23 protein-coding genes are annotated in these 23,415 nt (G+C 60.4%); 18 read left to right on the top strand and 5 right to left on the bottom strand.

From position 1 onward, the window contains the following. Window positions 1-46: 46 nt before the first annotated feature. From ftsH to Q8M73_04135, 8 genes are all read left to right on the top strand, one after another. Entirely contained in the window at window positions 47-1,987 is a 1,941-nt protein-coding gene (gene ftsH / locus Q8M73_04100) for an ATP-dependent zinc metalloprotease FtsH (GenBank protein MDP2287731.1), read from the top strand. Continuing rightward, a complete protein-coding gene (gene folE, locus Q8M73_04105; protein ID MDP2287732.1) occupies window positions 1,984-2,592 on the top strand; it encodes a GTP cyclohydrolase I FolE in 609 nt (202 codons plus the stop codon). Before ftsH ends, folE begins: the two co-directional genes overlap by 4 nt. After that, the gene (gene folP / locus Q8M73_04110; protein ID MDP2287733.1) at window positions 2,589-3,452 is read left to right on the top strand and encodes a dihydropteroate synthase; all 864 of its coding nucleotides are present in this window, start codon (window positions 2,589-2,591) and stop codon (window positions 3,450-3,452) included. The genes folE and folP overlap by 4 nt, the downstream gene beginning before the upstream one ends. Before the next feature lie 10 nt (window positions 3,453-3,462). Next, window positions 3,463-3,822 (top strand): dihydroneopterin aldolase, encoded by a 360-nt coding sequence (folB, locus tag Q8M73_04115; GenBank protein ID MDP2287734.1) that lies wholly within the window; start codon window positions 3,463-3,465, stop codon window positions 3,820-3,822. After that, window positions 3,819-4,322, top strand: a complete 504-nt coding sequence (gene folK / locus Q8M73_04120) for a 2-amino-4-hydroxy-6-hydroxymethyldihydropteridine diphosphokinase (GenBank protein MDP2287735.1) — start codon at window positions 3,819-3,821, stop codon at window positions 4,320-4,322. The genes folB and folK overlap by 4 nt, the downstream gene beginning before the upstream one ends. Beyond that, the gene (locus Q8M73_04125; protein MDP2287736.1) at window positions 4,319-4,801 is read left to right on the top strand and encodes a DUF3180 domain-containing protein; all 483 of its coding nucleotides are present in this window, start codon (window positions 4,319-4,321) and stop codon (window positions 4,799-4,801) included. The genes folK and Q8M73_04125 overlap by 4 nt, the downstream gene beginning before the upstream one ends. Further along, window positions 4,798-5,091 (top strand): hypothetical protein, encoded by a 294-nt coding sequence (locus Q8M73_04130; GenBank protein MDP2287737.1) that lies wholly within the window; start codon window positions 4,798-4,800, stop codon window positions 5,089-5,091. Before Q8M73_04125 ends, Q8M73_04130 begins: the two co-directional genes overlap by 4 nt. Before the next feature lie 90 nt (window positions 5,092-5,181). Further along, window positions 5,182-5,310: a hypothetical protein gene (locus tag Q8M73_04135; protein MDP2287738.1), complete on the top strand. Its 129-nt coding sequence runs from the start codon at window positions 5,182-5,184 to the stop codon at window positions 5,308-5,310. A gap of 15 nt (window positions 5,311-5,325) precedes the next feature. Here the strand turns inward: Q8M73_04135 and Q8M73_04140 are convergent, their stop codons facing one another. Further along, window positions 5,326-6,444 (bottom strand): NADH-quinone oxidoreductase subunit D, encoded by a 1,119-nt coding sequence (locus Q8M73_04140; protein ID MDP2287739.1) that lies wholly within the window; start codon window positions 6,442-6,444, stop codon window positions 5,326-5,328. A 55-nt stretch (window positions 6,445-6,499) separates the two neighbouring features. On the opposite strand from Q8M73_04140, the gene Q8M73_04145 reads away from it, so the two are divergent. From Q8M73_04145 to Q8M73_04165, 5 genes are read left to right on the top strand one after another with little or no spacing between them, the layout of a single operon-like run. Next, window positions 6,500-7,393, top strand: a complete 894-nt coding sequence (locus Q8M73_04145) for a DUF2520 domain-containing protein (GenBank protein ID MDP2287740.1) — start codon at window positions 6,500-6,502, stop codon at window positions 7,391-7,393. Next, window positions 7,390-8,253 carry a pantoate--beta-alanine ligase gene (gene panC / locus Q8M73_04150; protein MDP2287741.1) on the top strand — a complete coding sequence of 288 codons (864 nt, stop codon included), beginning with the start codon at window positions 7,390-7,392 and terminating at the stop codon, window positions 8,251-8,253. The genes Q8M73_04145 and panC overlap by 4 nt, the downstream gene beginning before the upstream one ends. Then, the gene (locus Q8M73_04155; protein MDP2287742.1) at window positions 8,250-9,908 is read left to right on the top strand and encodes an L-aspartate oxidase; all 1,659 of its coding nucleotides are present in this window, start codon (window positions 8,250-8,252) and stop codon (window positions 9,906-9,908) included. Before panC ends, Q8M73_04155 begins: the two co-directional genes overlap by 4 nt. 2 nt (window positions 9,909-9,910) lie before the next feature. Beyond that, window positions 9,911-10,813, top strand: a complete 903-nt coding sequence (gene nadC / locus Q8M73_04160; GenBank protein MDP2287743.1) for a carboxylating nicotinate-nucleotide diphosphorylase — start codon at window positions 9,911-9,913, stop codon at window positions 10,811-10,813. Next, complete coding sequence (locus Q8M73_04165) at window positions 10,813-11,574, top strand: type III pantothenate kinase (protein MDP2287744.1); 762 nt, start codon at window positions 10,813-10,815, stop codon at window positions 11,572-11,574. Before nadC ends, Q8M73_04165 begins: the two co-directional genes overlap by 1 nt. Here Q8M73_04165 and Q8M73_04170 read toward each other — a convergent pair. Then, entirely contained in the window at window positions 11,563-12,279 is a 717-nt protein-coding gene (locus Q8M73_04170) for an HAD family hydrolase (protein ID MDP2287745.1), read from the bottom strand. The two genes, Q8M73_04165 and Q8M73_04170, sit on opposite strands and share 12 nt — an antisense overlap. A gap of 79 nt (window positions 12,280-12,358) precedes the next feature. Between Q8M73_04170 and lysS the strand changes: the two genes are divergently transcribed. The 3 genes from lysS (at window position 12,359) to Q8M73_04185 (ending at window position 15,083) form a co-directional block, all read left to right on the top strand. Next, window positions 12,359-13,822: a lysine--tRNA ligase gene (gene lysS / locus Q8M73_04175; protein MDP2287746.1), complete on the top strand. Its 1,464-nt coding sequence runs from the start codon at window positions 12,359-12,361 to the stop codon at window positions 13,820-13,822. Window positions 13,823-13,884: 62 nt separating this feature from the next. Further along, window positions 13,885-14,328, top strand: coding sequence for an amino-acid N-acetyltransferase (locus tag Q8M73_04180; GenBank protein ID MDP2287747.1), 444 nt, complete (start codon window positions 13,885-13,887; stop codon window positions 14,326-14,328). Beyond that, the gene (locus Q8M73_04185; GenBank protein ID MDP2287748.1) at window positions 14,325-15,083 is read left to right on the top strand and encodes an N-acetylmuramoyl-L-alanine amidase; all 759 of its coding nucleotides are present in this window, start codon (window positions 14,325-14,327) and stop codon (window positions 15,081-15,083) included. Before Q8M73_04180 ends, Q8M73_04185 begins: the two co-directional genes overlap by 4 nt. Here the strand turns inward: Q8M73_04185 and ppc are convergent. Further along, window positions 15,046-17,775, bottom strand: a complete 2,730-nt coding sequence (ppc, locus tag Q8M73_04190; protein ID MDP2287749.1) for a phosphoenolpyruvate carboxylase — start codon at window positions 17,773-17,775, stop codon at window positions 15,046-15,048. The two genes, Q8M73_04185 and ppc, sit on opposite strands and share 38 nt — an antisense overlap. A gap of 218 nt (window positions 17,776-17,993) precedes the next feature. On the opposite strand from ppc, the gene Q8M73_04195 reads away from it, so the two are divergent. Further along, window positions 17,994-20,486, top strand: coding sequence for an ATP-dependent Clp protease ATP-binding subunit (locus tag Q8M73_04195; GenBank protein MDP2287750.1), 2,493 nt, complete (start codon window positions 17,994-17,996; stop codon window positions 20,484-20,486). Here Q8M73_04195 and Q8M73_04200 read toward each other — a convergent pair. Beyond that, window positions 20,483-21,346, bottom strand: a complete 864-nt coding sequence (locus Q8M73_04200) for an A/G-specific adenine glycosylase (GenBank protein ID MDP2287751.1) — start codon at window positions 21,344-21,346, stop codon at window positions 20,483-20,485. The two genes, Q8M73_04195 and Q8M73_04200, sit on opposite strands and share 4 nt — an antisense overlap. Window positions 21,347-21,394: 48 nt before the next feature. Here Q8M73_04200 and Q8M73_04205 point away from each other — a divergent pair, with 48 nt between their 5' ends. Then, window positions 21,395-22,027 (top strand): hypothetical protein, encoded by a 633-nt coding sequence (locus Q8M73_04205; GenBank protein MDP2287752.1) that lies wholly within the window; start codon window positions 21,395-21,397, stop codon window positions 22,025-22,027. Here the strand turns inward: Q8M73_04205 and radA are convergent. After that, a complete protein-coding gene (gene radA, locus Q8M73_04210; GenBank protein MDP2287753.1) occupies window positions 22,024-23,412 on the bottom strand; it encodes a DNA repair protein RadA in 1,389 nt (462 codons plus the stop codon). The genes Q8M73_04205 and radA overlap by 4 nt on opposite strands. Window positions 23,413-23,415: the final 3 nt, after the last annotated feature.

Genomic DNA, 23,415 nt, shown 5'->3' on the forward strand with positions numbered 1-23,415 from the left:
TACTCCGCTGGTGGGTGGCCTGCTCTCCTCGTAGTACCGTCAGATGATGGACTTCAAGCGCATAATTCGTGGCCCCATCTTCTGGGTTGCGATCGCTGTGACGTTCGTATTGATCGGGTCCAGCCTCCTTTCTGGCCTCGGAACACCTGAGCAGGTCGATACCAGCGCAGCCGTCTCGGATATCAACGCCAACAGAGTCGACACTGCGACCCTGACTGATCGCGATCAACTGTTGGAACTGACCTTGAAGGACGGTTCCAAGGTTCGTACGTCATATATCGCCGGGCAGGGTGTGAATCTGCAGGAACTGCTGCAGTCCAAGGTTGATGCGGGCCAGATCCCGGGCGGCTACAACGTCGTTGTGCCGAGTGAGAATCTGCTGCTCACGCTCCTGTTCTCCTTGCTGCCGATTGCCATCGTCGTCTTCCTGCTCTTCTTCTTCATGAGCCAGATGCAAGGCGGCGGCAATCGCGTCATGAACTTCGGCAAGTCCAAGGCCAAACTGGTCAACAAGGACATGCCGCAGACCACCTTTGCCGATGTTGCTGGCGCCGATGAAGCCGTCGAGGAGCTGCAGGAGATCAAGGAGTTCCTTGCCGACCCGACCAAGTTCCACGCCGTGGGTGCCAAGATCCCCAAAGGCGTGCTCCTGTACGGCCCTCCCGGAACAGGCAAGACCCTGCTTGCGCGCGCAGTTGCCGGCGAAGCAGCCGTGCCCTTCTTCTCCATCTCTGGATCTGACTTCGTGGAGATGTTCGTTGGTGTTGGTGCCAGCCGCGTTCGTGACCTCTTTGAACAAGCGAAGGCAAACGCGCCTTCCATCATCTTCATCGACGAGATCGATGCGGTCGGTCGTCATCGCGGCGCAGGTCTTGGCGGCGGACATGACGAACGTGAGCAGACCCTCAACCAGATGCTCGTGGAGATGGATGGATTCGATGTCACCGGTGGCGTCATCCTGATTGCGGCGACCAACCGTCCGGACATTCTTGACCCTGCGTTGCTTCGCCCCGGTCGTTTCGATCGTCAGATTGCAGTTGATCGTCCCGACCTGTTGGGCCGCTTCGCCATCCTTGAGGTTCACGCCAAGGGCAAGCCGATGGCCGACGAAGTCGATCTGATGGCCGTTGCTCGTCGCTCACCTGGCTTCACAGGCGCCGATCTCGCCAATGTACTGAACGAGGCCGCATTGCTCACTGCTCGTCTTGGCAAGACACGCGTCGATGACTTCGCTCTCGACGAGGCGATTGATCGAGTCATCGCCGGTCCGCAGAAGCGAACCCGAGTGATGGACGATCTCGAGAAGAGCATCACGGCCTATCACGAAGCCGGACACGCGATTGTTGCCGGAGCGCTGCCGGGCAATGACCCCGTGCACAAGATCACGATCCTGCCGCGTGGTCGCGCACTGGGTTACACGATGGTGCTGCCTGAACAGGACAAGTACTCAACTACCCGCAGCGAGATGCAGAACCAGCTCGCGTACATGCTCGGTGGGCGTGCCGCAGAAGAATTGATCTTCCACGATCCGACCACTGGTGCCTCAAATGACATTGAGCGTGCAACGGCGGTTGCCCGGGCAATGGTCACCCAATACGGCATGACCGAACGCCTCGGTGCAATTCAATACGGCCAGCAGAACCAGGAAGTGTTCCTGGGTCGCGACATGGGGCATGTGCGCGACTACTCCGAGGACATCGCCAGTGCAATTGACGAAGAAGTGCGAACCTTCATTGAACTCGCGCACCAAGAGGCGTACGACATCTTGGTCGCCAATCGAGATGTCCTGGATGCGCTCGTCACCGAATTGCTTGAAAAGGAGACTCTGGATCGCAGCCAGATCGATGAGGTCTTTGCGACCCTGCAGTTGCAGGAGCCCCGCCCAGCCTGGACAGGCTCAGCTCGTCGGCAACCGGATTTCCGTGGGCCAATTACACGAGTCTCGCCCTCATCCAATGGGCACAACGCGACAGATGAGGTGCAATGAGCATCAATCCAGTGAGCATCGACCCGAACACCGCTGTCGGTGCATTTGATGCTGAGGGTGTTGAGCGCGCCATTCACGCGCTGCTCATCGCTGTTGGTGAGGACCCCTCACGCGAGGGCTTGAAGGACACCCCAGCTCGAGTTGCTCGCTCATACCGGGAGATCTTCGCGGGCTTGCACATGACAGCCGAAGATGTGCTCACCACCATGTTCGACATCGGTCATGACGAGATGGTGATCGTGCGCGATATCGAGATGTACAGCACCTGCGAGCATCACCTGGTTCCCTTCCATGGGCGGGCACACATCGGCTACATCCCCAACGAGAACGGCCGCATCACTGGGCTTTCCAAGTTGGCTCGCCTGGTTGATGTCTATGCCAAGCGCCCCCAGGTGCAAGAGCGCTTGACCACGCAGATCGCTGATGCCTTGATGCGCATCCTTGAGCCTCGCGGTGCCATCGTCGTGATCGAGGCTGAGCACCTGTGCATGTCGATGCGTGGCGTGCGCAAGCCAGGCTCCAAGACTCTTACCAGCGCAGTACGGGGCTCGCTGCGGGATTCGACCTCGCGCGCCGAGGCAATGGCGCTGATCCAAGGCCGATGAGCACCCGGCACCCGGCAGGGTTGCCTGCGGCGTTGCTCGGCATCGACCGCACCTTGATCGTTGGTGTCCTCAACGTCACGCCCGATTCCTTTTCTGATGGCGGCCGCTATCGCAATGCGCAGGCGGCAATCGAGCACGGCATTGCCCTGCAGGCTTCGGGAGCCGATTTCGTCGATGTTGGTGGTGAGTCCACGCGACCGGGAGCAGAGCGCGTTGCGGCCAGCGAGGAAGAGCATCGAGTGCTTGCCGTTGTGAGCGGATTGAAGGCAGCAGGCGTGCCAACAAGCATCGACACTATGCGAGCCACCACTGCTGTTGCTGCAGTGGCCGAAGGTGCTTTTCTGATCAATGACGTCAGCGGTGGGCTCGCTGATCCTGATATGTACGGCACGGTTGCCAGTCTTGGTGTTCCCTATGTCGTCATGCATTGGCGAGGACACAGCACCACCATGCAGTCGCAGTCGCATTACGACAATGTTGTTGACGAGGTGCGAGGCGAACTTCAAACTCGAGTCTTTGCAGCGCTTGAAGCTGGGATTGAGCGTGAGGCGATTGTCCTGGATCCCGGGCTTGGCTTTGCCAAGGAGGCTGATCACAACTGGGCCCTCTTGCATTCGCTGAAGAATTTCATCGAGCTCGGCTTTCCCGTCTTGCTCGGCGCTTCGCGCAAGAGATTCCTTGGCGGGCTGCTCGCAGCCCCAGATGGGAGTGCGCGGCCAGTTGATCAACGCGATGTTGCGACGGATGCGATCTCTGCGCTCGCTGCTGCGGCTGGGGTATGGGCTGTTCGAGTGCACGATGTGCCCGGAAGTGCGGATGCCGTGCGCGTTGGTGAGGCGTGGAAACGGGGAAGAGGATGAGCAGCAGACTATGAGCAGAGATCAGATTGTCATCACAGGGATTCGCGGCATCGGTTTTCACGGTGTCTTCGACTACGAACGTCGTGACGGACAGGAGTTTGCTGTCGACATCACAGTCTTCCTCGAAGCAAGCACTGCGGCGAGCACTGATGACCTCAAGAACACCGTCGATTACGGTGCGGTTTCGCAGGTGGTGTTTGATCGCATCGTTGGCGAGCCAGTGTCGCTCATTGAGACTCTGGCTGAACAGATTGCCGCGGACATCCTGAAGATCCCGGGTGTGGAGCAGGTTGAAGTCACCGTGCACAAGCCGCAAGCACCCATCCCAGTTCCCTTTGAGAATGTCGCGTTGAGAATTCTGCGCCCGTGAGTTCAGCGGTGCTCGGGCTTGGTGCCAACTTGGGGGATGCCATTGCGGCCCTGCAAGGGGCAGTCGATGCACTTGTCTCAACAGCGGGTATCACTGTGAACTGCAGTTCAGCGGTGTTCGCCACCGAGCCTGTTGGCGGTCCGCAGCAGCCGACATACGTCAACGCAGTGGTGCTGATCCAGACCACACTGACTCCGATGCAATTGCTCCAGCGCGTCAATGCCATAGAGGAGCAGTGGCATCGCACTCGAGAGGTCCGCTGGGGACCGCGCACTTTGGACATTGACATCATCGTGTTCGACTCTCTGGTGTCATCGGACCCTCGCCTGACTCTGCCGCACCCACGCGCCTCAGAGCGCGGCTTCGTACTGGTTCCTTGGCTGGACGCAGATCCCGATGCTGAGCTCCTTGGCGTGCCAGTGCGCGAACTCGTTGATCAGGTAGACACCTCGGGCGTGCAACTTCTTGATCCTCCTCTGGAGTTGCAGGTGCAGTCATGACCCCGACGCGCGTACGCCTTCTGCTGGCATTGGGAGTCCTGGCTGGTTCGATCGGCTGGGCGATCGCGGTGCTCGTAGAGCGGCACTCCGGTCGAGTGGTGCCCGTCCCGTGGCTCGCTGCTGTCACCCTGTGGTTTCTGGCGATCGCCCTGTTCGTCTGGACCCTACTGGCGCGTCCGCGCCTGAAGCGCAAGCCAGGTCATCGACGCATGGCGCCACTGATCGCGGCCCGAACAGCGGCTTTGGCCATGGCGGGTTCTCGCACCGGCTCGCTGGTCGCGGGTTTCTACGCAGGTATCTGCATCGGGACCATTCCCTCACGCGCTACGCAGGCCGGCTCGGACACTCTTTGGATCAGCCTTGCGTCTGCTGCGGGTGCCCTCGCCTTGGCTGCCGCTGCGCTCTGGCTCGAGCACATCTGCCGATTGCCAACGGACGGGGATGGCAATAATGCTGGCCTCGGTAGGGTCAGCGCATGAGCACTGAGCCTGAGCTTGAGGACCTGCCCTTCGAAGAATTGCGGCAGCGTGCCTTCCGTCGCGCGGAGAAGCATGTCGACCTCGGATTCTTCACGGATCTCTTTGGGCATATGCCGAGCATGGCCGCGATCGAGGGTGAGGGCGGAGACCTAGGTGCAGTGGGTGGCACCTTCATCGAGACCGTCCGCGCTGTCCGCGAGATGTTCGGGGACAACCCGCTGGACCCCACCACGGAGGCCTTGCTTCGGGCTCGATTCGCTACCTACCTGCGGGAGCACGGCGAGCGGTAGTTCGCTGACGCAGGACCCCTCAAGAGTCGATGGCACCAAATTGCCACCCCGCGCGTCCAAGCCTTGGCGGAATCGCCAGGGAGGTATGCGATGGGCGCGATCAAGCAGGATGTGCAGCACGAATTGCGGGTAGCGCGATTGGTGGTGGCGGTTCCTGTTCTAGTGATGGTCACCGCGTACCTCATCAATGCACTGATGGTGGCCACGGGTCAGGTCTGACGTTGCATAGCAGTGTCAGCGGTCTGCGTCGCCGATCACGAATGTGCACGACTGCAGCATCACGGCCAGATGTTCCAGCGGAAGTCCGATCAGCGTCTCAGTGAGGGATTGCACCATCGCAAACGAAGGCGTGCGCAGCTTCAATCGCCATGGAGTCCGGTCTCCGGCGCTGTCCAACAGTCCACCAAGGACGCCAAGGGGTCCCTCGATCGCCAAGTAGGTCGTCCCTTCAGGAACCCGAACAACCTTCGGCAGCGGCGTATTGACGGCTCCGGCTCCGGCTACCCGCAACCAAGTCGTGGCAGCTCTGATGATCGTCAGGCTGGATTCGAGCTGCTCAGCCAACAGGGACAAGCGGCTTGGAATATCGCTGACCTTTCCGAGCTGCAGCGGCACATTGATGTGTGAGTAGGACAGATAGGGCCGCTCAATTCGAAGGTCAATGGGCATGCCCCCTGCTCGCGCTGCGATCCCGGAGAGTCCGAATTGGTTGACTTGCTCGGCGGTGATGATGCCAACGCCAGCCAAGTGCGCGAACGCACTCTCAGCATGCGCACGCATGTTCGGCACGATGGCTCGCAGCGAGTCGAGTTCGAGTTCAAGAGAGTCCAGCCAAGCCGGCGATATTTCGTGCGCAATGCCGCCGATTCGCACGAACATCGGGTGCAGCCGAGTTCCCGTCAACTGCTCGTGCAGGTGCATGAGGCGCTCTCTGGCCTGGATTGCCGGCATCAGTCCACCGCCCGCTGCGCCGAGCATGAGCAGACTCGTGGTAACCCGGTCGAGTTCGGCAAGCAGCATTCGCGACCAGCTCGCTCGCTCTGGAGGGATGATGCCCATCGCTTCCTCAAGCAGCAGAGCAATATTCAACTCGGCATGGAAGGCATTGACCCAATCGTGTCGACTGGCCAGCATCAGCAGTTGGCGGTAGTCGAGAGATTCAAAGAGCTTTTCATCGCTGCGGTGCATGAAGCCGATTTGCGGGTCAGCGGCCGTGATGATCTCGCCGTCCAATTGGAGATTGATCTGCAGCGCAGCATGTTGTGTGGGGTGCAATATGCCCAGGTCCACGTACAAGTCTGATGGCAGGTGCCGTGCCATCCCAAAGGAGACGAGGACTTCGCGCGAGCTCACGTCCCATCTTCTCAGGCAAGGCCTTGCCTACACCCAGTCGCTAGCGTCTACGCTCGTGAGCGTGACGGCTCCTCCCCGACTTCGCGTTGGCGTAATTGGCACTGGTCGAGCCGGATCAGTCATCGCCGCCGCCTTGCAGCGCGCCGGACACCTGGTGATCGCGGCTTCAGCGGTTTCGGATCTTTCGCGACTGCGCGCGGAAGCGCTGCTGCCGACTACGCCCATTGTTGATCTGGCAGAGGTCGCTGCCACAGTTGACCTAGTGCTCGTTGCGGTGCCTGACGATGCCTTGATTGGACTCGTACAAGGTTTGGCAAACGCCGGAGTGGTCACGCCTGGGCAATTCTGGATGCATTTGAGCGGCCGCTACGGCATCGCAGCGCTGGATGCAGTCACGCGCGACGGGGCCTTGCCATTGGCCATTCATCCGGTGATGTCCTTCACCGGAACCAGCATGGATCTCACTCGCCTGGCTGATTGCCCCTTCGGAGTGACGGCTCCGGAGGCGTTGAGAACTGCAGCGGAGGCATTGGTCATTGAAATGGGTGGCGAGCCAATCTGGGTGCCTGAAGGCAGTCGGCCGCTGTACCACGCAGCGCTCGCCTTCGGCTCGAACTTCCTGATCACGCTTGTTGCCCAAAGCACTGAACTGCTCGAACATGCTGGCATTGAGCGTCCGCAGCGAGTACTGGGCCCGTTGTTGGGAGCCAGTCTGGATAACGCCCTTCGACTTGGTGATCAGGCGTTGACCGGACCCGTGGCTCGTGGAGATGCAGGTTCGGTGGCCGCGCACCTTGAGGTCATTGGGGCCGAATCCAGCACGGCGCAGGATGCCTACCGTGCGCTCGCTCGCGTGACGGCAGATCGCGCAGTTGCCGCGGGACTGCTGTCGGCAGGTCTTGCCGGGCCTTTGCTTGAAGTGCTGAATTCGCAAGGCGAATCGTCATGACGGCGCGATTGGTGTCAACGCACGCAGAACTCAAGGCCGCACGCGGAACGCTGAGTCCGGTTGCAGTGGTGATGACGATGGGCGCCTTGCATGAAGGTCATGCCGAATTGATCCACTGCGCCCGGCAAGAGGTGGGACGCGGAGGCTGTGTCATCGTGACGGATTTTGTGAATCCGACCCAGTTTGGCGAAGCCGAGGACTTTGCTCGCTATCCGCGCACTTTGGAGCACGATCTGGACCTCGCGGGCGTGGCCGGCGCTGATCTTGTGTATGCACCGGCAGTCGAAGAGGTGTACGGCACCACAGATCTGGCACATCTCCACGAGCAGGTAATGGTCCATCCGGGATCGCTGGGATCGATTCTTGAAGGCAAGTCGCGCCCTGGTCATTTTCAGGGGATGCTCACCGTGGTTGCCAAGTTCCTGCACCTCACTGAACCAGACGTCGCCTTCTTCGGGCAGAAGGACTACCAGCAGCTCGCGCTCATCACCTCGATGGTGAACTCGCTGTGCTTCTCGATCAGAGTTGTGGGAGTGCCGACTGTTCGTGAGGAGGACGGCCTGGCCAGAAGCAGTCGTAATCGATTCCTCACCAAGCAGGAGCGCACCACGGCCGTTGCGCTGTCCCGAGCCATCGCGGTTGCGGCTGAAGTGGCAGCCCAAGACGGAGCGCGGGCAGGTGAACGTGCAGGCCATGCCGTCCTTGCCTTGCATCCGGAGATCAATCTCGACTACCTGGTCATCACCAACCCCGAACTGGGCCCCGCCACCGTTGGCGAAGGTCGCGTGCTCGTTGCAGCCAACATTGGAGTCGTTCGTTTGATCGACAACATGCCGTGCGTCATCGGTGGCAGTGCGTGAGCATTCTGCCCATCCAACTCACTGCGGCACAGCCGGGTTGGACAGTGAGTGCCGACGTGATCGTCGTGGGCTCTGGCATCGCAGGTCTGACTACGGCATTGCATGCTCGCCGAGCCGGGCTCTCAGTGCTCTTGGTGACCAAGGCGACCGTGAATGAAGGATCCACCCAATGGGCGCAAGGGGGGATTGCAGCGGCTTTGGCCGATGACGATTCGCCGGCCGAGCACCTCGAGGACACCTTGGTTGCTGGAGTGGGTCTCTGCGACGAAGAAGCAGTCCGTGTGCTTGTCACCGAGGGTCCAGGCGCAGTGCGGGGACTCATGCGGCTCGGAGCTCGCTTTGATACCGACCCCGGAGGCGCAATCTCCCTTTCGCGCGAAGGCGGGCACCATCGAGATCGGATTGCCCATGCCGGTGGCGATGCGACTGGTGCTGAGATCTCGCGAGCGCTGGTACAGGCCGTTGCACGTGATCCTGGCATCGAGCTTGTTGAGAATGCACTGGCGCTTGACCTGATCACCGATGCCTCAGGGGCAACTCAAGGCATCACCTTGCACGTGATGGGTCAAGGACAACGCGACGGCGTGGGCGCGGCCCTTGCTCCGCAAGTCGTCCTGGCCACGGGAGGATTTGGTCAGGTCTTCCGGCAGACGACCAATCCGTACGTGTCAACTGGCGATGGCGTGGGCCTTGCGCTGCGCGCGGGTGCGGACATAGCCGATGTCGAATTCGTGCAGTTCCATCCCACGGTGATGTGGCTTGGACCATTCGCGCAAGGGCAGCAACCGCTGGTGTCGGAGGCCGTGCGCGGCGAAGGCGCCTTCCTCATTGATGCAGCTGGTGATCGCTTCATGTCCAAGGTGCACGAGATGGCTGATCTGGCACCCCGCGACGTTGTGGCCAAGGCGATCATGCGTCGCATCCGCGAATCCGGCACTGATCATGTCTGGCTCGACGGTCGTGCTCTCGGGGCGGATACCTGGGTGCGTCGCTTTCCCACGATTTTGGAGTCATGTCGATCGCGCGGGATCGACCCGGTCACTGATCTCATTCCCGTTGGTCCAGCTCAGCACTATGTCTCCGGCGGAGTGCTCACAGATCTGCACGGCCGCACATCGATCCCGGGTCTGTATGCCTGTGGCGAAGTCGCCTGCACCGGAGTCCATGGTGCCAACCGGCTTGCCTCAAATTCTCTGCTTGAAGGCCTGGTCTTCGCCGGTCGCATCGGCGCGCGGATGGCTGTGCACCCCGGCGTAGTGCGCGATCCGATCCTGCCCGAGCGCGGCGGGCAGCGGCTGCTTGCACATCAGGCGCGCCGCCGTGTGCAGAAGACGATGGACAGCCATGTTGGTGTATTGCGAAGCGAGCACTCGCTCGAACTGGCCAGCAAAGAGCTCACAGTGCTTGCCTCGTCACAGGAGGGTCGTCCCAGTACCGAGGATTGGGAGACGACCAACATTCACACCTTGGCCTCAGTTGTCACCCATCATGCGGCCCTGCGCACTGAGACACGTGGCTCGCATTGGCGTGAGGACTATCCCTTGATCGACGATGAGCACTGGCGTCTTCGACTGGTGACCAACCTGGAAAGCGATGGCACACTGCGCACTCGCAAGGTCTCGCGAACTGGCGCTTCCTACCAAGACGAAGGGTGAGCATGTCTGAGCTCGAACTGCTTGGCCCGACAATCTCGCAGATGTTGACAGCGGCGCAGCTTGATCCGGCTCTCGTGTGCCAGCTCATTGGGCTGGCCATCGACGAAGATCTCGATGGCGGAGTCGATGTCACGACAGTTGCTACCGTGCCGAGTGGACAGCAATCCATCCTTGACTTTGTGGCGCGCAAGCCCGGGGTCGTTGCGGGAATCCCTGTGGCAGCCGCGGTCTTCATGATGGTCTGCGCTGATGATGACCTGACTATTGACTTCGCGAGCAATGATGGCGATGAACTGCTTGCTGGAGATCTTGTGCTCTCAGTGCGCTCGTCAACCCACGCGCTGTTGCAGGCGGAGCGACCCGCACTCAATTTTCTGGGTCACTTGAGTGGCATCGCCACCCTCACGCGTACCTGGGTTCAGGCCATTGCGGGCACGGGTGCAGCTATACGCGACACCCGCAAGACCACACCAGGCTTTCGTGCGCTGGAGAAGTACGCAGTGCGGTGTGGTGGGGGAGTCAACCATCGGATGTCGCTCTCTGATGCCGCGCTTGTGAAAGACAACCATGTACTTGCTGCGGGTGGCGTTGCAGAGGCCTTCGCATTGGTTCGCAAGGCCTTCCCGGGCACCCCCGTCGAGGTGGAAGTCGATTCGCTCGATCAGCTCGCCGAGGTAGTCGAGGCTGGTGCCGATCTGGTGCTGCTCGACAACTTCACGGTGGCACAAACCCTCGAGGCGGTGGCATTGGTGAACGGTCGAGCCCGGCTCGAGGCGTCTGGAGGGCTCTCGATCGACGTGGCGCATGCTGTGGCAGCCACCGGAGTCGACTACCTTGCTGTCGGTGCGCTGACCCACTCAGCGCCAGTACTCGATATCGGCGCGGATCTCAGACAGGCGGACTGATGCTCCTCACAATTGACGTAGGCAACACGAACACCGTCGTTGGCATGTTCGATGGCGAGGATCTGACCGCCTCCTGGCGCATCAAGACCGACGCGCGGGACACGGCTGACGAGATCGCACTGACATTCCGCGGACTGCTCGACGGCCATGCGCCCATTACCGGCATCGCGCTGTGCAGCACTGTGCCATCAGTGCTGCGCGAGATGCGGCTCATGCTGTCTCGCTATTACGGCAATATCGAGACCGTCATCGTCGAGCCCGGAACCAAGACCGGTGTGCCAGTGCTCACGGACAACCCCAAAGAGGTGGGCACCGATCGCATCGTCAATACGGTTGCGGCTTTCGCGCTCTACGGAGGACCAAGCATCGTCGTTGACTTCGGCACCTCGACCAATCTCGACGTCGTCTCGGCGAAAGGTGAATTCCTTGGCGGCGCGCTCGCCCCTGGTATCGAGATCTCCCTTGATGCATTGGCGCAGCGTGCGGCAGCCCTGCGCAAGATCGAACTCATCCGCCCTCGGGCAGCCATTGGCAAGAACACTGTTGAAGCCTTGCAGTCAGGCGCGCTCTACGGATTCGCTGGTCAGGTGGACGGAATGGTTGATCGCATCTGTGAAGAGTTGGACGAGGTCACTGCCGTGATCGCCACTGGTGGGCTGGCCACCATCGTCATCGACGAGTCACGCACCATCACCCATCACGAGCCTGACCTGACCCTGATCGGTCTGCGCCTGGTATTCGAGCGCAATTCAGCGCGCTAGATCCACACTGGCTCGCACCAGGCCAAGTACCACAGCAAGTCCATGTGTCGCCCCGCGCGTGCGCGGAAGCACCAGAGTGCGCATGCCAAGTCCGGTGCCGCCGACGTCATCGTGTCCGCTGTCGCCGACCATCAATGACTCGGCAGCCGTGCTACCCAGGGCATCGAGCACTGCGGTGAAGATGGCGAGCTCTGGTTTGACTACTCCGATCTCGCACGAGAGCACAACGGCATCGGCGTAACTCGAGAGCCCCTCACGACGGAGCACGTCGTGCAACGGCAGAGCGGCGTTGGAGAGAAAGCCCACCTTCACCCCCAGTTGTCGTAGAGCGGCAAGGGTCGGAGCGGCATCTTCATAGGCGTGCCAGGTATCCAGAATCACGTCGTACAGGGCAGCAGCCAACTGCGGGTCCAGATCAGGGCCCTGTGCGAGCAATGCGTGGAAGACCTGCTCGTGGGCCTGAGACGACAGATCGCGCTCACTGCCTGGATCAAGCACACGTGCGTTCTCCCACACTCTGTCCAAGAACAGGGCCAATTCGGCGTGCGCATCGGCAGCCAAGGCCAGCCCGGACTTTGTCAGCGCGAAGTCCAGCCATTGCCGCGAGTCACCCTGATCGATGAGTGTGGAGTGGACATCGAATATGACGGTGGTGATCGGAATAACCGGATTGAACGGTGCCTGTGCGGCGGCTTCGACGAGCATGCTTGCAGCGTAAGCCTTGCCGCTAGCCTTGCCTGTCGTGACCACTGACCACGACGAAGAGCTCGACCTCCCTGAGCAGATGCGTATTCGCCTGGACAAGCGCGCCCGATTGGCGCAGCAGGGTCGTGATCCTTACCCCGTCTCCTTGCCTGTTACGCACTCGATTGCCGCTGTGCGTGCTGAGTTTCCTGATTTGGAAACTGATACCCAGACCTCCGTCATCGTTGGCATCGCAGGGCGGGTGATATTCGTGCGCAATACCGGCAAATTGTGTTTCGCCACTCTGCGCGCTGGCGATGGAACCGAGATTCAGGCAATGCTGTCGCTGGCCAATGTCGGCGAAGAGGCCCTGGATGACTGGAAGTCCCTGGTCGACCTGGGTGACCACGTCTTCATCGAAGGCGAAGTCATCACCTCCAAGCGTGGCGAGCTCTCGGTGCTGGCAAATTGGTGGGCAATGGCGGCGAAGTCGCTGCGGCCGCTCCCTGTGGCGCACAAGCCGATGAATGACGACAGTCGCATTCGGCAGCGCTACTTGGATCTGATCATGCGTCCCGAGGCGCGACAGATGGCAGCGACCCGAGTCGCAGTGGTGAGTCAGGTGCGCAAGAGCCTTGAGGGACGCGGCTACTTCGAGATCGAGACGCCGATGCTGCAGACCATGCATGGCGGTGCCACTGCCCGCCCGTTCATCACCACATCCAATGCCTTCGACATGCAGCTCTTCCTTCGGATCGCCCCGGAACTGTTCTTGAAGCGGGCAGTTGTCGGCGGTATGGAGCGGGTCTTTGAGATCAACCGCAACTTTCGCAATGAGGGCGCTGACTCAACCCACTCACCTGAATTCGCGATGCTGGAGTTCTATCAGGCCTACGCCGACTACATCGAGATGGCGCAGACGACCCGTGAGTTGATTCAGGAAGCAGTCTTCGCGGTGTTCGGCTCACACATCGCCACCCATATGGATGGCACGGAACTTGATCTCTCGGGCGAATGGCCGATGATCTCCTTGTACGGATCGCTATCAGAGGCAGTTGGTGAGCAGGTCACTCCCCAGACCTCACGCGAGCGACTGATTGAACTGGCAAGAGCTGTTGAAATCGAAGTCGGTCCTACCTGGGTCAACGGCAAGATCGTCGAAGAGCTATTCGAGCACCACGTCATTGAGGGCTTCGGTGGTCGTCCCACCTTCGTGATCGACTTTCCTGTCGATACCTCACCATTGACGCGCGATCACCGCACTGATGTGGGCAAGGTCGAGAAGTGGGACCTCTATATCAATGGGTATGAGCAGGCCACTGGTTACTCGGAGTTGGTGGACCCAGTGATTCAGCGTGAGCGCCTGATAGAGCAGGCGGCATTGGGTGCGCGAGGCGATGTCGAAGCAATGAAGCTTGATGAGGATTTTCTACGCGCACTTGAGCACGGCATGCCTCCTTCCGGCGGTGTCGGTGTTGGCATCGATCGACTGCTCATGACTCTTACGGGTCTGGGCATCCGTGAGACGATCCTCTTCCCACTCGTCAAGCCTGAACGGCTGTAATCGCAAGGAGTCCTGTGCTTGTACGTCCTGCGCATCCGCGCGATGTGCCTGCTATTCGCGAGATGGTGGAGTACTACGCCTCGCGCGGGATCCTGCTTGCCAAGGCCACGGTGACCCTGTACGAGCAGATTCAAGAGTTCTACGTGGCTGAAGACGGCGATGAAGTGATCGGTTGCGGTGCTCTGCACATCATGTGGGAGGACCTTGCTGAAGTGCGCACCGTTGCAGTGCGTCCCACCACCACTCGCTCCGGTGTGGGCTCGGCAATTCTGCATGCGCTGATTGAGCGCGCTCGCGAGTTGGATATCTCTCGGATCTTCTGCCTGACCTTTGAGACTCGCTTCTTCGGAAGCCACGGCTTCAAGGAGATCGACGGTGCGCCCGTGGATCCGGCGGTGTACCAGCAATTGCTCCAGTCCTATGACGAGGGTGTGGCAGAAATGCTCGGTCTGGAGCGAGTCAAGCCCAACACCTTGGGCAATCATCGAATGCTTCTGGAGTTGTGAAGCGCTTCGCTGCGGTGCTGCTTGGCACCTTGATTCTGGTTGCTGCGCCATCCCCGACACTGGCTGCAGACGGCGTACTTGCCGGCGCAGTCATTGCCTTGGACCCCGGTCATCAATTGGGAAACAGCAATCCGAAGTTCAGTTCGCAGATGAAGCAGAAGCGCTTCAATGGCACCATTGTGAAGTCGTGCAATACGACTGGCACCGCGACGAACAAAGGGCTTCCTGAAGCTACCTTCACTTGGCGGGTGAGCCAGCAGCTCAAGAAGCTCCTGGAAGATCAGGGCGCTCGAGTTGAACTGACCCGCACGAGCAACTCGCGCGACTCTTGGGGCCCATGCGTATGGGATAGAGGTGGATTCAGCCAGAAGGTGGGCGCGAATCTGTTCGTCAGCATCCATGGCGATGGCGCCCCGGCCAAGGGCCGCGGCTTCCACGTGATCGCGCCCGGACGAATCAAGGCCTGGACCAACGACATTGCTGCCGGGAGTCGAACTCTGGCGCGCAGCATGATCGATGGCATGCAGCGGGCCGGAGCCACGCCCGCTACCTATCTCTCCAGCCCGCTGTCAGTGCGGACGGATCAGTCAACGTTGAACTTCAACGGTGTTCCTGCTGTGATTGTTGAACTGGGCAATATGCGCAACGCGCAGGATGCCGCACAGATGTCCTCGACGGCAGGTGTGAAGCAGTACGCACAGCAAATTGCGACAGGGATCAGCCGGTATTGCGCAGTCCAGTCGCGATGCCGTTGATCGTGACGGACAGTGCGTGTGTCATCGCAGGATCGATCTCAATGCCCGCTGCACGGTCCTTACGAACTCGATCGAGCAAGGTGACCTGCAAGGTGTGCAGCGGAAGCAGGTAGGTGTCGCGAACGGCGAGGGTCCGCTGCAATGTGGGATTGTTACCGAGCAGTTCCTCGCTGTTTGTGATGGCCAAGACCTCTGTCACTGTCTGATCGAACTCACTTCGAATCAGTTCAAATGAATCGCGCAGATCCTCGTCGACCAGGGCATCGATGTAGGAAGCAGCAACGGTGAGATCAGTCTTCGCCAAGGTCATCTCCACATTGGAAATGAAGTTTCCGAAGAACTCCCAGCCCTGATACATATTTGCCAGTTCTCCTCCGAAGCCGGCCGCGCGTGCCGCGGCAAGGCCGGAGCCCACGCCGAACCAACCCGGCACGATCTGGCGCGATTGCGTCCAGCCAAAGACCCATGGAATAGCGCGAAGTCCACTGATGCCAGCCGAAGTGTCTGGTCGACGGGACGGACGCGAACCAAGATGCATGCCGCCGAACTCATCAACGGGTGTGGACGCGGCGAAGTACCGCGGCAGCAATGGATGCTCGACGAGGGCTCGGTATTGGTCCTGCGCAGCGGTGGAGGCCAGGTTCATCACGGCATCCCACTTGGTTCGCTGCTCCAGGGACACGCGTGGAGTTTGGTGCAGCAGGGTCGCGTCCATCACCGCGGCGACCATCTGCTCCAGATTGTCGCGCGCCAGAGTCGGCAGCAGGTACTTGTCGGAGATGACCTCGCCTTGCTCGGTGACCTTGATCTCGCCGTCGAGCACGCCCCAAGGTTGCGCCAGAATCGCCTGATATGTGGGACCACCGCCGCGACCGACAGTGCCACCGCGGCCATGGAACAGCCGGAGCCGAACACCGTGTGCAGAAGCAATGTCACGCAGTCGTCTCTGAGCCAGATGAATCTCCCATTGCGACGTGGTGATGCCGGCATCTTTATTTGAATCCGAATATCCGAGCATCACTTCTTGTACGTCGCCGCGGGAGGCAACGAGTTGTCGATACACCGGATCACTCAACAAGGTGTCCACGATCTCACCGGCAGCTCGCAACTCGTCGACAGTTTCAAGCAGTGGGACGAATCCGACTCTCGAACTGCACGTTACTGGGTCGACAAGCCCGGCCTCGCGGGCGAGCACGACTGCCGCCAGCACATCGTCAGCGCCTTGGGTCATGGAGATGATGCACGACTCGATCGCACCATCACCGAATTGGCGTAGCGCTTGGCCAGCCGCAACAAAGGTGTCATAGGTGCGATGCCCGAGTTCATCCAAAGGCGGTGGTGTTGGGGCAAGGGGACGCAGGGAGGCAAGTTCGTTCTTGAGTACTTGCAGGCGATCCGCACGCGAAAGGCTTGAGTAGTCCGCGGATGTCAGACGCACCCGATCAAGCAGTTGGCCTATGGCGTGGTGGTACTGCTCGGCATGTTCACGAATGTCCAGTGTCGCCAGATTCAAACCAAGGCAGGACACAAGTCGAATGGCATGATCCAGACTGCCGAAGGCCGCTCGCGTGCTGCCACTTTCGATGACGGCGTCGCGCACGTGAAGCAGGTCGATCAGCAGCTCTTCGGTAGTGGCGTAGTCACGGCCATTCTGGTGGGGTCGATGTCGGCGATTTGTCGTCAGCCCCAGGCGTAGGCGAATGATGCGCAACTTCAGTCGAATTGGCTCATCGGCGTTGATCACGAGGTAGCGACTGTCGAACTCCGGTAGGAGCAACAGATCCGCAGCCACAATTTCGCGCAAGGTGCTTGCTGTGCCACTGATGCGTTCTGATATCGAGAGTTGGTCTATCAGGTTCTCGATGTGCGGGATCAAGGCCTGCACTGCCTGTTCGCGTTGGAACATCAGCACTTCGCCAGTGACTTCAGGCGTCACAAATGGATTGCCATCGCGATCGCCACCGATCCAGCTGCCGAAAGTCAACGGCTGGGCGTGCGAATCAAGTGCGACGCCAAGGTAGGCAAAGGCCTTGGTCAGATCATCAAGCACTGATCCAAGTGGTCCCTTGCTCAGGTCTGTGAGGTAGTGCAGAACATTGCGCGCCTCGTCGATCACCTGTGGGCGGTCGTGGCGCAATTCATCGGTCTGCCACAGCAGATCAATGAGTTCTGCGATGGACGCGCGATGCGGAAGCGCATCTCCACGCTCGTCGTCATGCAGGAGCAGCGAGGCCAGCCGCCGCAACTTGACCAGCACGGACCGACGAGCGGCTTCCGTTGGATGCGCGGTGAAGACCGGGCGCACGGAGAGCACTTGAGTCAGATGCATGACTTCGGCAGCTGAGACCTTGGCTTGCAAGGCGGCCGTGGCAACCTGCTGCATGGGTCCACCGGTAAGCAGTCGTTGCTCAGTAACGCCTCGGGAGCGCTCGACCTGTTCAGCAATATTTGCAAGGTCGAAGTAGATAGAGAAGGCTCTGGCCAATCTGGTGGCAGTCGGCAGATCGACAGACTCCAGCAGGACTCGAGCCTGGGCTGGGTCTCGCCTGACCGCATGGCGGACTTCCTCGACCAAATCCAGAAGACTTTGGCCCTCCTGTCGGGCCATTGTCTCGCCCAGGAGCTGTCCCAGTTCTCGAATATGAGCCCTCAATCGGGCGTCCGAGCTGTGTGCTTGGTCGCCCGCTGGCATGCACCTATCCTCGTACAGGTGCGTTTCCAGTGCGTTACATGAGGCTGTTCGCGGCCGGCGTACACGTGAAAGGGAAGGTTCTGGCCCAACTCGTGGTTCTCTTATCTACAGCGTCCGCCGTCATACGGCTGTAATCGAAGGCGGATTACAGTTGGGACTGCAGGAACGAAAAACTGCTGGGACAATTCCCAGCAGTTGACGAAGAGGGGTGTGTGGCGATGTTTGAGCGGTTTACCGACCGAGCCCGACGAGTAGTGGTGCTTGCGCAAGAGGAAGCGCGCATGCTCAACCACAACTACATCGGCACTGAGCACATTCTTCTTGGCCTGATCCACGAGGGTGAAGGCGTAGCCGCCAAGGCCCTTGAGAGTCTGGGCATCTCACTTGAAGCCGTGCGCAGCCAGGTAGAGGAAATCATCGGCCAGGGGCAACAGGCTCCAAGTGGTCACATCCCCTTCACCCCACGTGCCAAGAAGGTCCTCGAACTGTCCCTGCGTGAGGCCCTGCAACTGGGACACAACTACATCGGTACTGAGCACATCCTTCTTGGCCTGATTCGCGAGGGCGAAGGCGTTGCAGCGCAGGTGCTCGTGAAGCTGGGTGCCGATCTCAATCGCGTGCGCCAGCAGGTGATCCAGTTGCTCAGTGGCTACCAGGGCAAGGAGCCGGCCAGCGGTGCTGGCCCGGCTGAAGGCACTGCCTCAACCTCATTGGTGCTTGATCAGTTCGGCCGCAATCTCACCGTCGCTGCCCGCGAGGGCAAGTTGGACCCGGTCATCGGCCGCGAGAAGGAAATTGAGCGCGTGATGCAGGTGCTGTCACGACGCACCAAGAACAACCCGGTCCTGATCGGTGAGCCTGGTGTTGGAAAGACAGCGATCGTCGAAGGCCTTGCGCAGAACATCGTGAAGGGTGAAGTTCCTGAGACCCTGAAGGACAAGCAGCTGTACACACTTGACCTCGGTGCTCTTGTTGCTGGCAGTCGTTACCGCGGAGATTTTGAGGAGCGCTTGAAGAAGGTGCTCAAGGAGATCCGTACTCGCGGCGACATCATCTTGTTCATTGACGAGATGCACACCCTTGTCGGTGCTGGTGCAGCCGAAGGCGCGATCGATGCCGCAAGCATCCTGAAGCCGATGCTGGCCCGTGGCGAACTTCAGACCATCGGGGCCACCACACTCGATGAGTACCGCAAGCACATCGAGAAGGACGCCGCTCTTGAGCGCCGATTCGCACCTATTCAGGTGGACGCCCCTGATGTGGCGCACACGGTTGAGATTCTCAAGGGTCTTCGTGATCGCTATGAGTCCCATCACCGGGTTTCCATCACTGACGGCGCTCTTGATGCGGCTGCGCGATTGTCTGACCGTTACATCTCAGATCGTCAACTCCCAGACAAGGCCATTGACCTCATCGACGAGGCCGGATCGCGGCTGCGCATTCGTCGGATGACTGCACCACCAGACCTCCGTGAGTTCGACGACCGCATTGCAGTGGTGCGCCGTGAGAAGGAATCCGCTATTGACGCGCAGGACTTCGAGAAGGCAGCTTCTCTTCGCGATGATGAGAAGAACCTGATTGCTGACAAGGCCCAGCGTGAGAAGGAATGGAAGGCAGGCGATCTTGATGTCGTCGCCGAGGTCGATGAGCGCCTGATCGGTGAAGTGTTGGCGCTGATGACCGGCATTCCGGTCACTGATCTGACTGAAGACGATCTGGCACGACTGCTGCGCATGGAAGATGAGCTGCACAGGCGCGTCATCGGACAGAGCCAGGCAGTCAAGGCCCTTTCCAAGTCAATCCGTCGCACACGTGCTGGTTTGAAGGATCCCAAGCGGCCTTCAGGTTCATTCATCTTCGCCGGGCCCTCGGGCGTGGGCAAGACCGAATTGAGCAAGGCACTGGCCGAGTTCCTGTTTGGCAACGAGGATGCACTGATCTCTCTCGACATGAGTGAGTACTCAGAGCGTCACACCGCTTCTCGCCTGTTTGGTTCACCTCCGGGATACGTCGGATACGAGGAGGGTGGCCAACTCACCGAGAAAGTGCGGCGCAAGCCATTCTCCGTTGTGCTCTTCGACGAGATCGAGAAAGCACATCCGGACATCTTCAACTCGCTGCTTCAGGTACTCGAAGAAGGCCGACTGACGGACGCTCAAGGCCGGGCCGTGGACTTCAAGAACACCGTGATCATCATGACCACCAACCTTGGCAGTCGCGATGTATCGCAAGGTGTGCTGCTCGGCTTCGCTCCTGAGAACGAAGGCGAGACTGGCTACGAACGCATGAAGGCAAAGGTGCAGCAGGAACTCAAGCAGCACTTCCGCCCTGAATTCCTGAACCGCATTGACGATGTCATCGTCTTCCACCAGCTCACTGAGCTTGAGATCGTCGAAATTGTCGACCTCATGATCGCCAGCCTGGAGAAGCGTCTTGCCGACAAGGACATCGACATTGAGTTGACCACTGCCGCAAAGGCACTGGTTGCTGAGCGGGGCTACGACGCCCAGCTCGGAGCGCGACCACTGCGTCGAGCAATTCAGCGCGATATCGAGGATCCACTGAGCGAGAAGATGCTGTTCGGAGATCTCAAGCCGGGCAACATCGTTGTCGTGGATGTTGAAGGCGAAGGTGACCAGCGCGAGCTGACCTTCACCGCCACGCCACGCGCGGTTCTTCCAGACATGCCTCCAGTCGAGACGGCCGGTTAATTCACTGGTAGCGCGTACCCCTTGGGGGTGCGCGCTACCAGGCCGTCTGCAATCAGGCTTGCCAACGCGCGTTCGCGTTGCTCCACATCAGGCCAAGCTGCCTCGATCGCGCTCTTGGGGTCACTAGCGGTCACCGCCTTCAGCAGTGCTCCACGCGCCTGCCGATCACTGCCCTCGAAGCGGGGCTGCTTGCGTGCTGCAGGGGCATTCAGTGGTTGACCAGCCGCAAGCCAGCGGCAGGTGTCCGCAATCGGGCAGAGCTGGCACTTGGGAGCTCGGGCGGTGCACACCACAGCGCCGAGCTCCATCACAGCAGCTGACCACCGAGCGCCAGACCTCCTAGAAAGCAGACTCTGAGCCAGTTCGCGCTCGGCGTTGGTCAAATGCGCCGTCACGCCTGCCCGCCCAGCCCAGGCTCGTGCGATGACTCGGCGGATGTTGGTGTCCAGGACGAGAGCTGGCTGGCCGAATGCGAATGCAGCGACGGCCGCAGCTGTGTAGTGCCCAACGCCTGGCAGAGTCAGCAAGGCAGATTCTTCGCTAGGCACTTCGCCGTCCCACCGTTCCACGATCATGTGCGCGGTGGCATGCAGACGGATTGCGCGACGCGGATATCCCAAGCCCTGCCAGGCACGCAGCACTTCAGCAATGGGAGCCGAGGCCAACGAGGCAGCCGTTGGCCATGCTCGCATCCATTGATTCCACTTTGGGGTGACCCGATCGACTTGGGTCTGCTGCAGCATGAATTCGCTGACCAGGATTCCCCAAGGCGAGACCTCCGGATCTCGCCATGGCAGTGGTCGAGAGTTCTTCTCAAACCACCGAATCACTCGGTTGACTTCCACCGATGATCGCGCCACGAGTGGATCGTCGCATGACTAGGCAGCCCTGCCAGTACCGTGTCCATCGTGAGCGGAGTGATGACACCACGTGGACCGGAGCCACCATCGGTGTATTGGGTGCGACGCATTGCCGTGGCGCTTGTCGTGCTTACCGTGCTCATTGGACTGTGGTGGTTGTTTGCCGGACTCTCAAGTTCTGATGCCGATGTCAGCCCCAGCGCTACGTCTTCGTCAAGCGCTTCTCCAGCGGAGAGCATCACTCCAGCAGCGAGCACTACTCCGGTTGCAGCGCCTGATCCCTCGAACCTGTGCCCTGACGCCAGTATTGGGGTGTCCGCAACAACTGATTCATCGACCTACCCCGTAGGAGCGACTCCGCGACTGACGCTCACGATCCAGAACATCGGCAACTTTGCCTGTACCCGAGATATCGGCCCCAAGGCCAACGAACTGGCGATCACTTCGGGCGGATTCCCGGTGTGGTCCAGCGATGCATGCAATGCCAGCAAGACGACCAAGCCTTCGGTGCTGGAAGCCGGCGAGAAGGTGGCGTCCAGCATTACGTGGGACGGACGCCTATCGAGTCAGGACTGCAACAAGCAGGGCGCGGTGGCCAAGGCCGGCTCCTATGACCTGACCGGCAGCAATGATCGTGTGCAAAGTGACAAGACGCCATTTGCCCTGACCTCCAAGAACTAGCGCGCCCGGCCAGTTTGCAGCGCGGTAATCGCCCGAGCCAGAGTCGGCACCTCGATAAGTTCGAGCTCACCATCGCGCACGCGACTCTTTGTGCCCACCGGAACAAGCAATCGGCGGAATCCGAGGCGGGCAGCTTCGCTCACTCGTTCGGTCATATGTGGCACTGGACGAACATCGCCAGACAGGGTGACTTCGCCGATTGCGGCGAGATCAAGGGCGATGGCCGAGTCGTTGCTCGCTGAGACAACTGCCAGGGACACAGCAAGATCACTTCCGGGATCTGAAAGTCGCATGCCGCCAATGGTGGCCAGGAACACATCCTTGTCGAACAGTCGCAAGGACGCAGTGCGCTCAGCTACCGCAATGAGCATTGCCATCCGGGAGTTATCCAGACCAGAAACCCCGCGTCGAGGATTGGGGTTGGTTGTGGCAGCTACCAGCGCCTGCACCTCAGCGGTGAGCGCACGATTGCCCTCAACGGTGACCGTGATGCAGGTGCCGGGCACGGCTGTATCGCGATGGCCGCGAAAGAGCATGCTCGGATCAAGGACCTCTTGCATGCCGATATCAGTTTGCTCAAAGGCCGCGACCTCCAAAGAGCCGTAGCGGTTCTTCACAGACCGCAACAGACGCAAGGAGGTGTGCGGATCGCCTTCAAGGGAGAGCGTTGCATCGACGATGTGCTCAAGAGCTCGAGGTCCGGCCACATTTGAATCCTTGGTGACCTGGCCGATCAAGATGATGGGCACATTGCGGGTCTTGGCGATCCGCGTGAGGGCTTGGGCGACTTCCATGACCTGGGTGACGCCACCCGCGCGACCTTCGATATCTGAAGACGCCATCGTCTGCACCGAGTCGACAATCACGAGTGCGAGTTCGGGGGAGTGGGCGTCGATGTGGCCGATGGCGGCCGAGAGCTCAGTGTCGTCGGCGAGCAGCAGGTGCTCACTTGTGGCGCCAATCCGCTGGGCGCGGATGGCGATCTGCTCAACGGATTCCTCGCCGGAGATATACAGCACGGTACGCGCGAGTCGGGTGGCCAGGCTGTTGGCTACAGCGAGCACCAGAGTGCTCTTGCCTGAGCCGGGTGCGCCACTGAGCAGGCACATCTGGCCAGCGACCAGCCCGCCACCGAGGACGCGATCGAATTCACCGACACCAGTGGTCAGCCGGGGAATGGGGCCGGAACTGGCAACTGCCGAGACGGGCCGGGCCGGCCGTGCCGGTGCTGTCCCGGTCAGGGCGCTCTTCATCCCAGGACTTGCGGTGACGGGGGCATCCAGATCCATCGTGGCGAATGCCCCGCAGCGAGGGCAGCGCCCGGCCCAGCGAACCGTGGTTGCGTCGCAGGCGGTGCAACGGTAGGTGGTGGTAGCTCGAGCCATGGC

The organism is Actinomycetota bacterium, from assembly GCA_030684515.1.
Lineage (GTDB): Bacteria > Actinomycetota > Actinomycetes > S36-B12 > S36-B12 > UBA11398.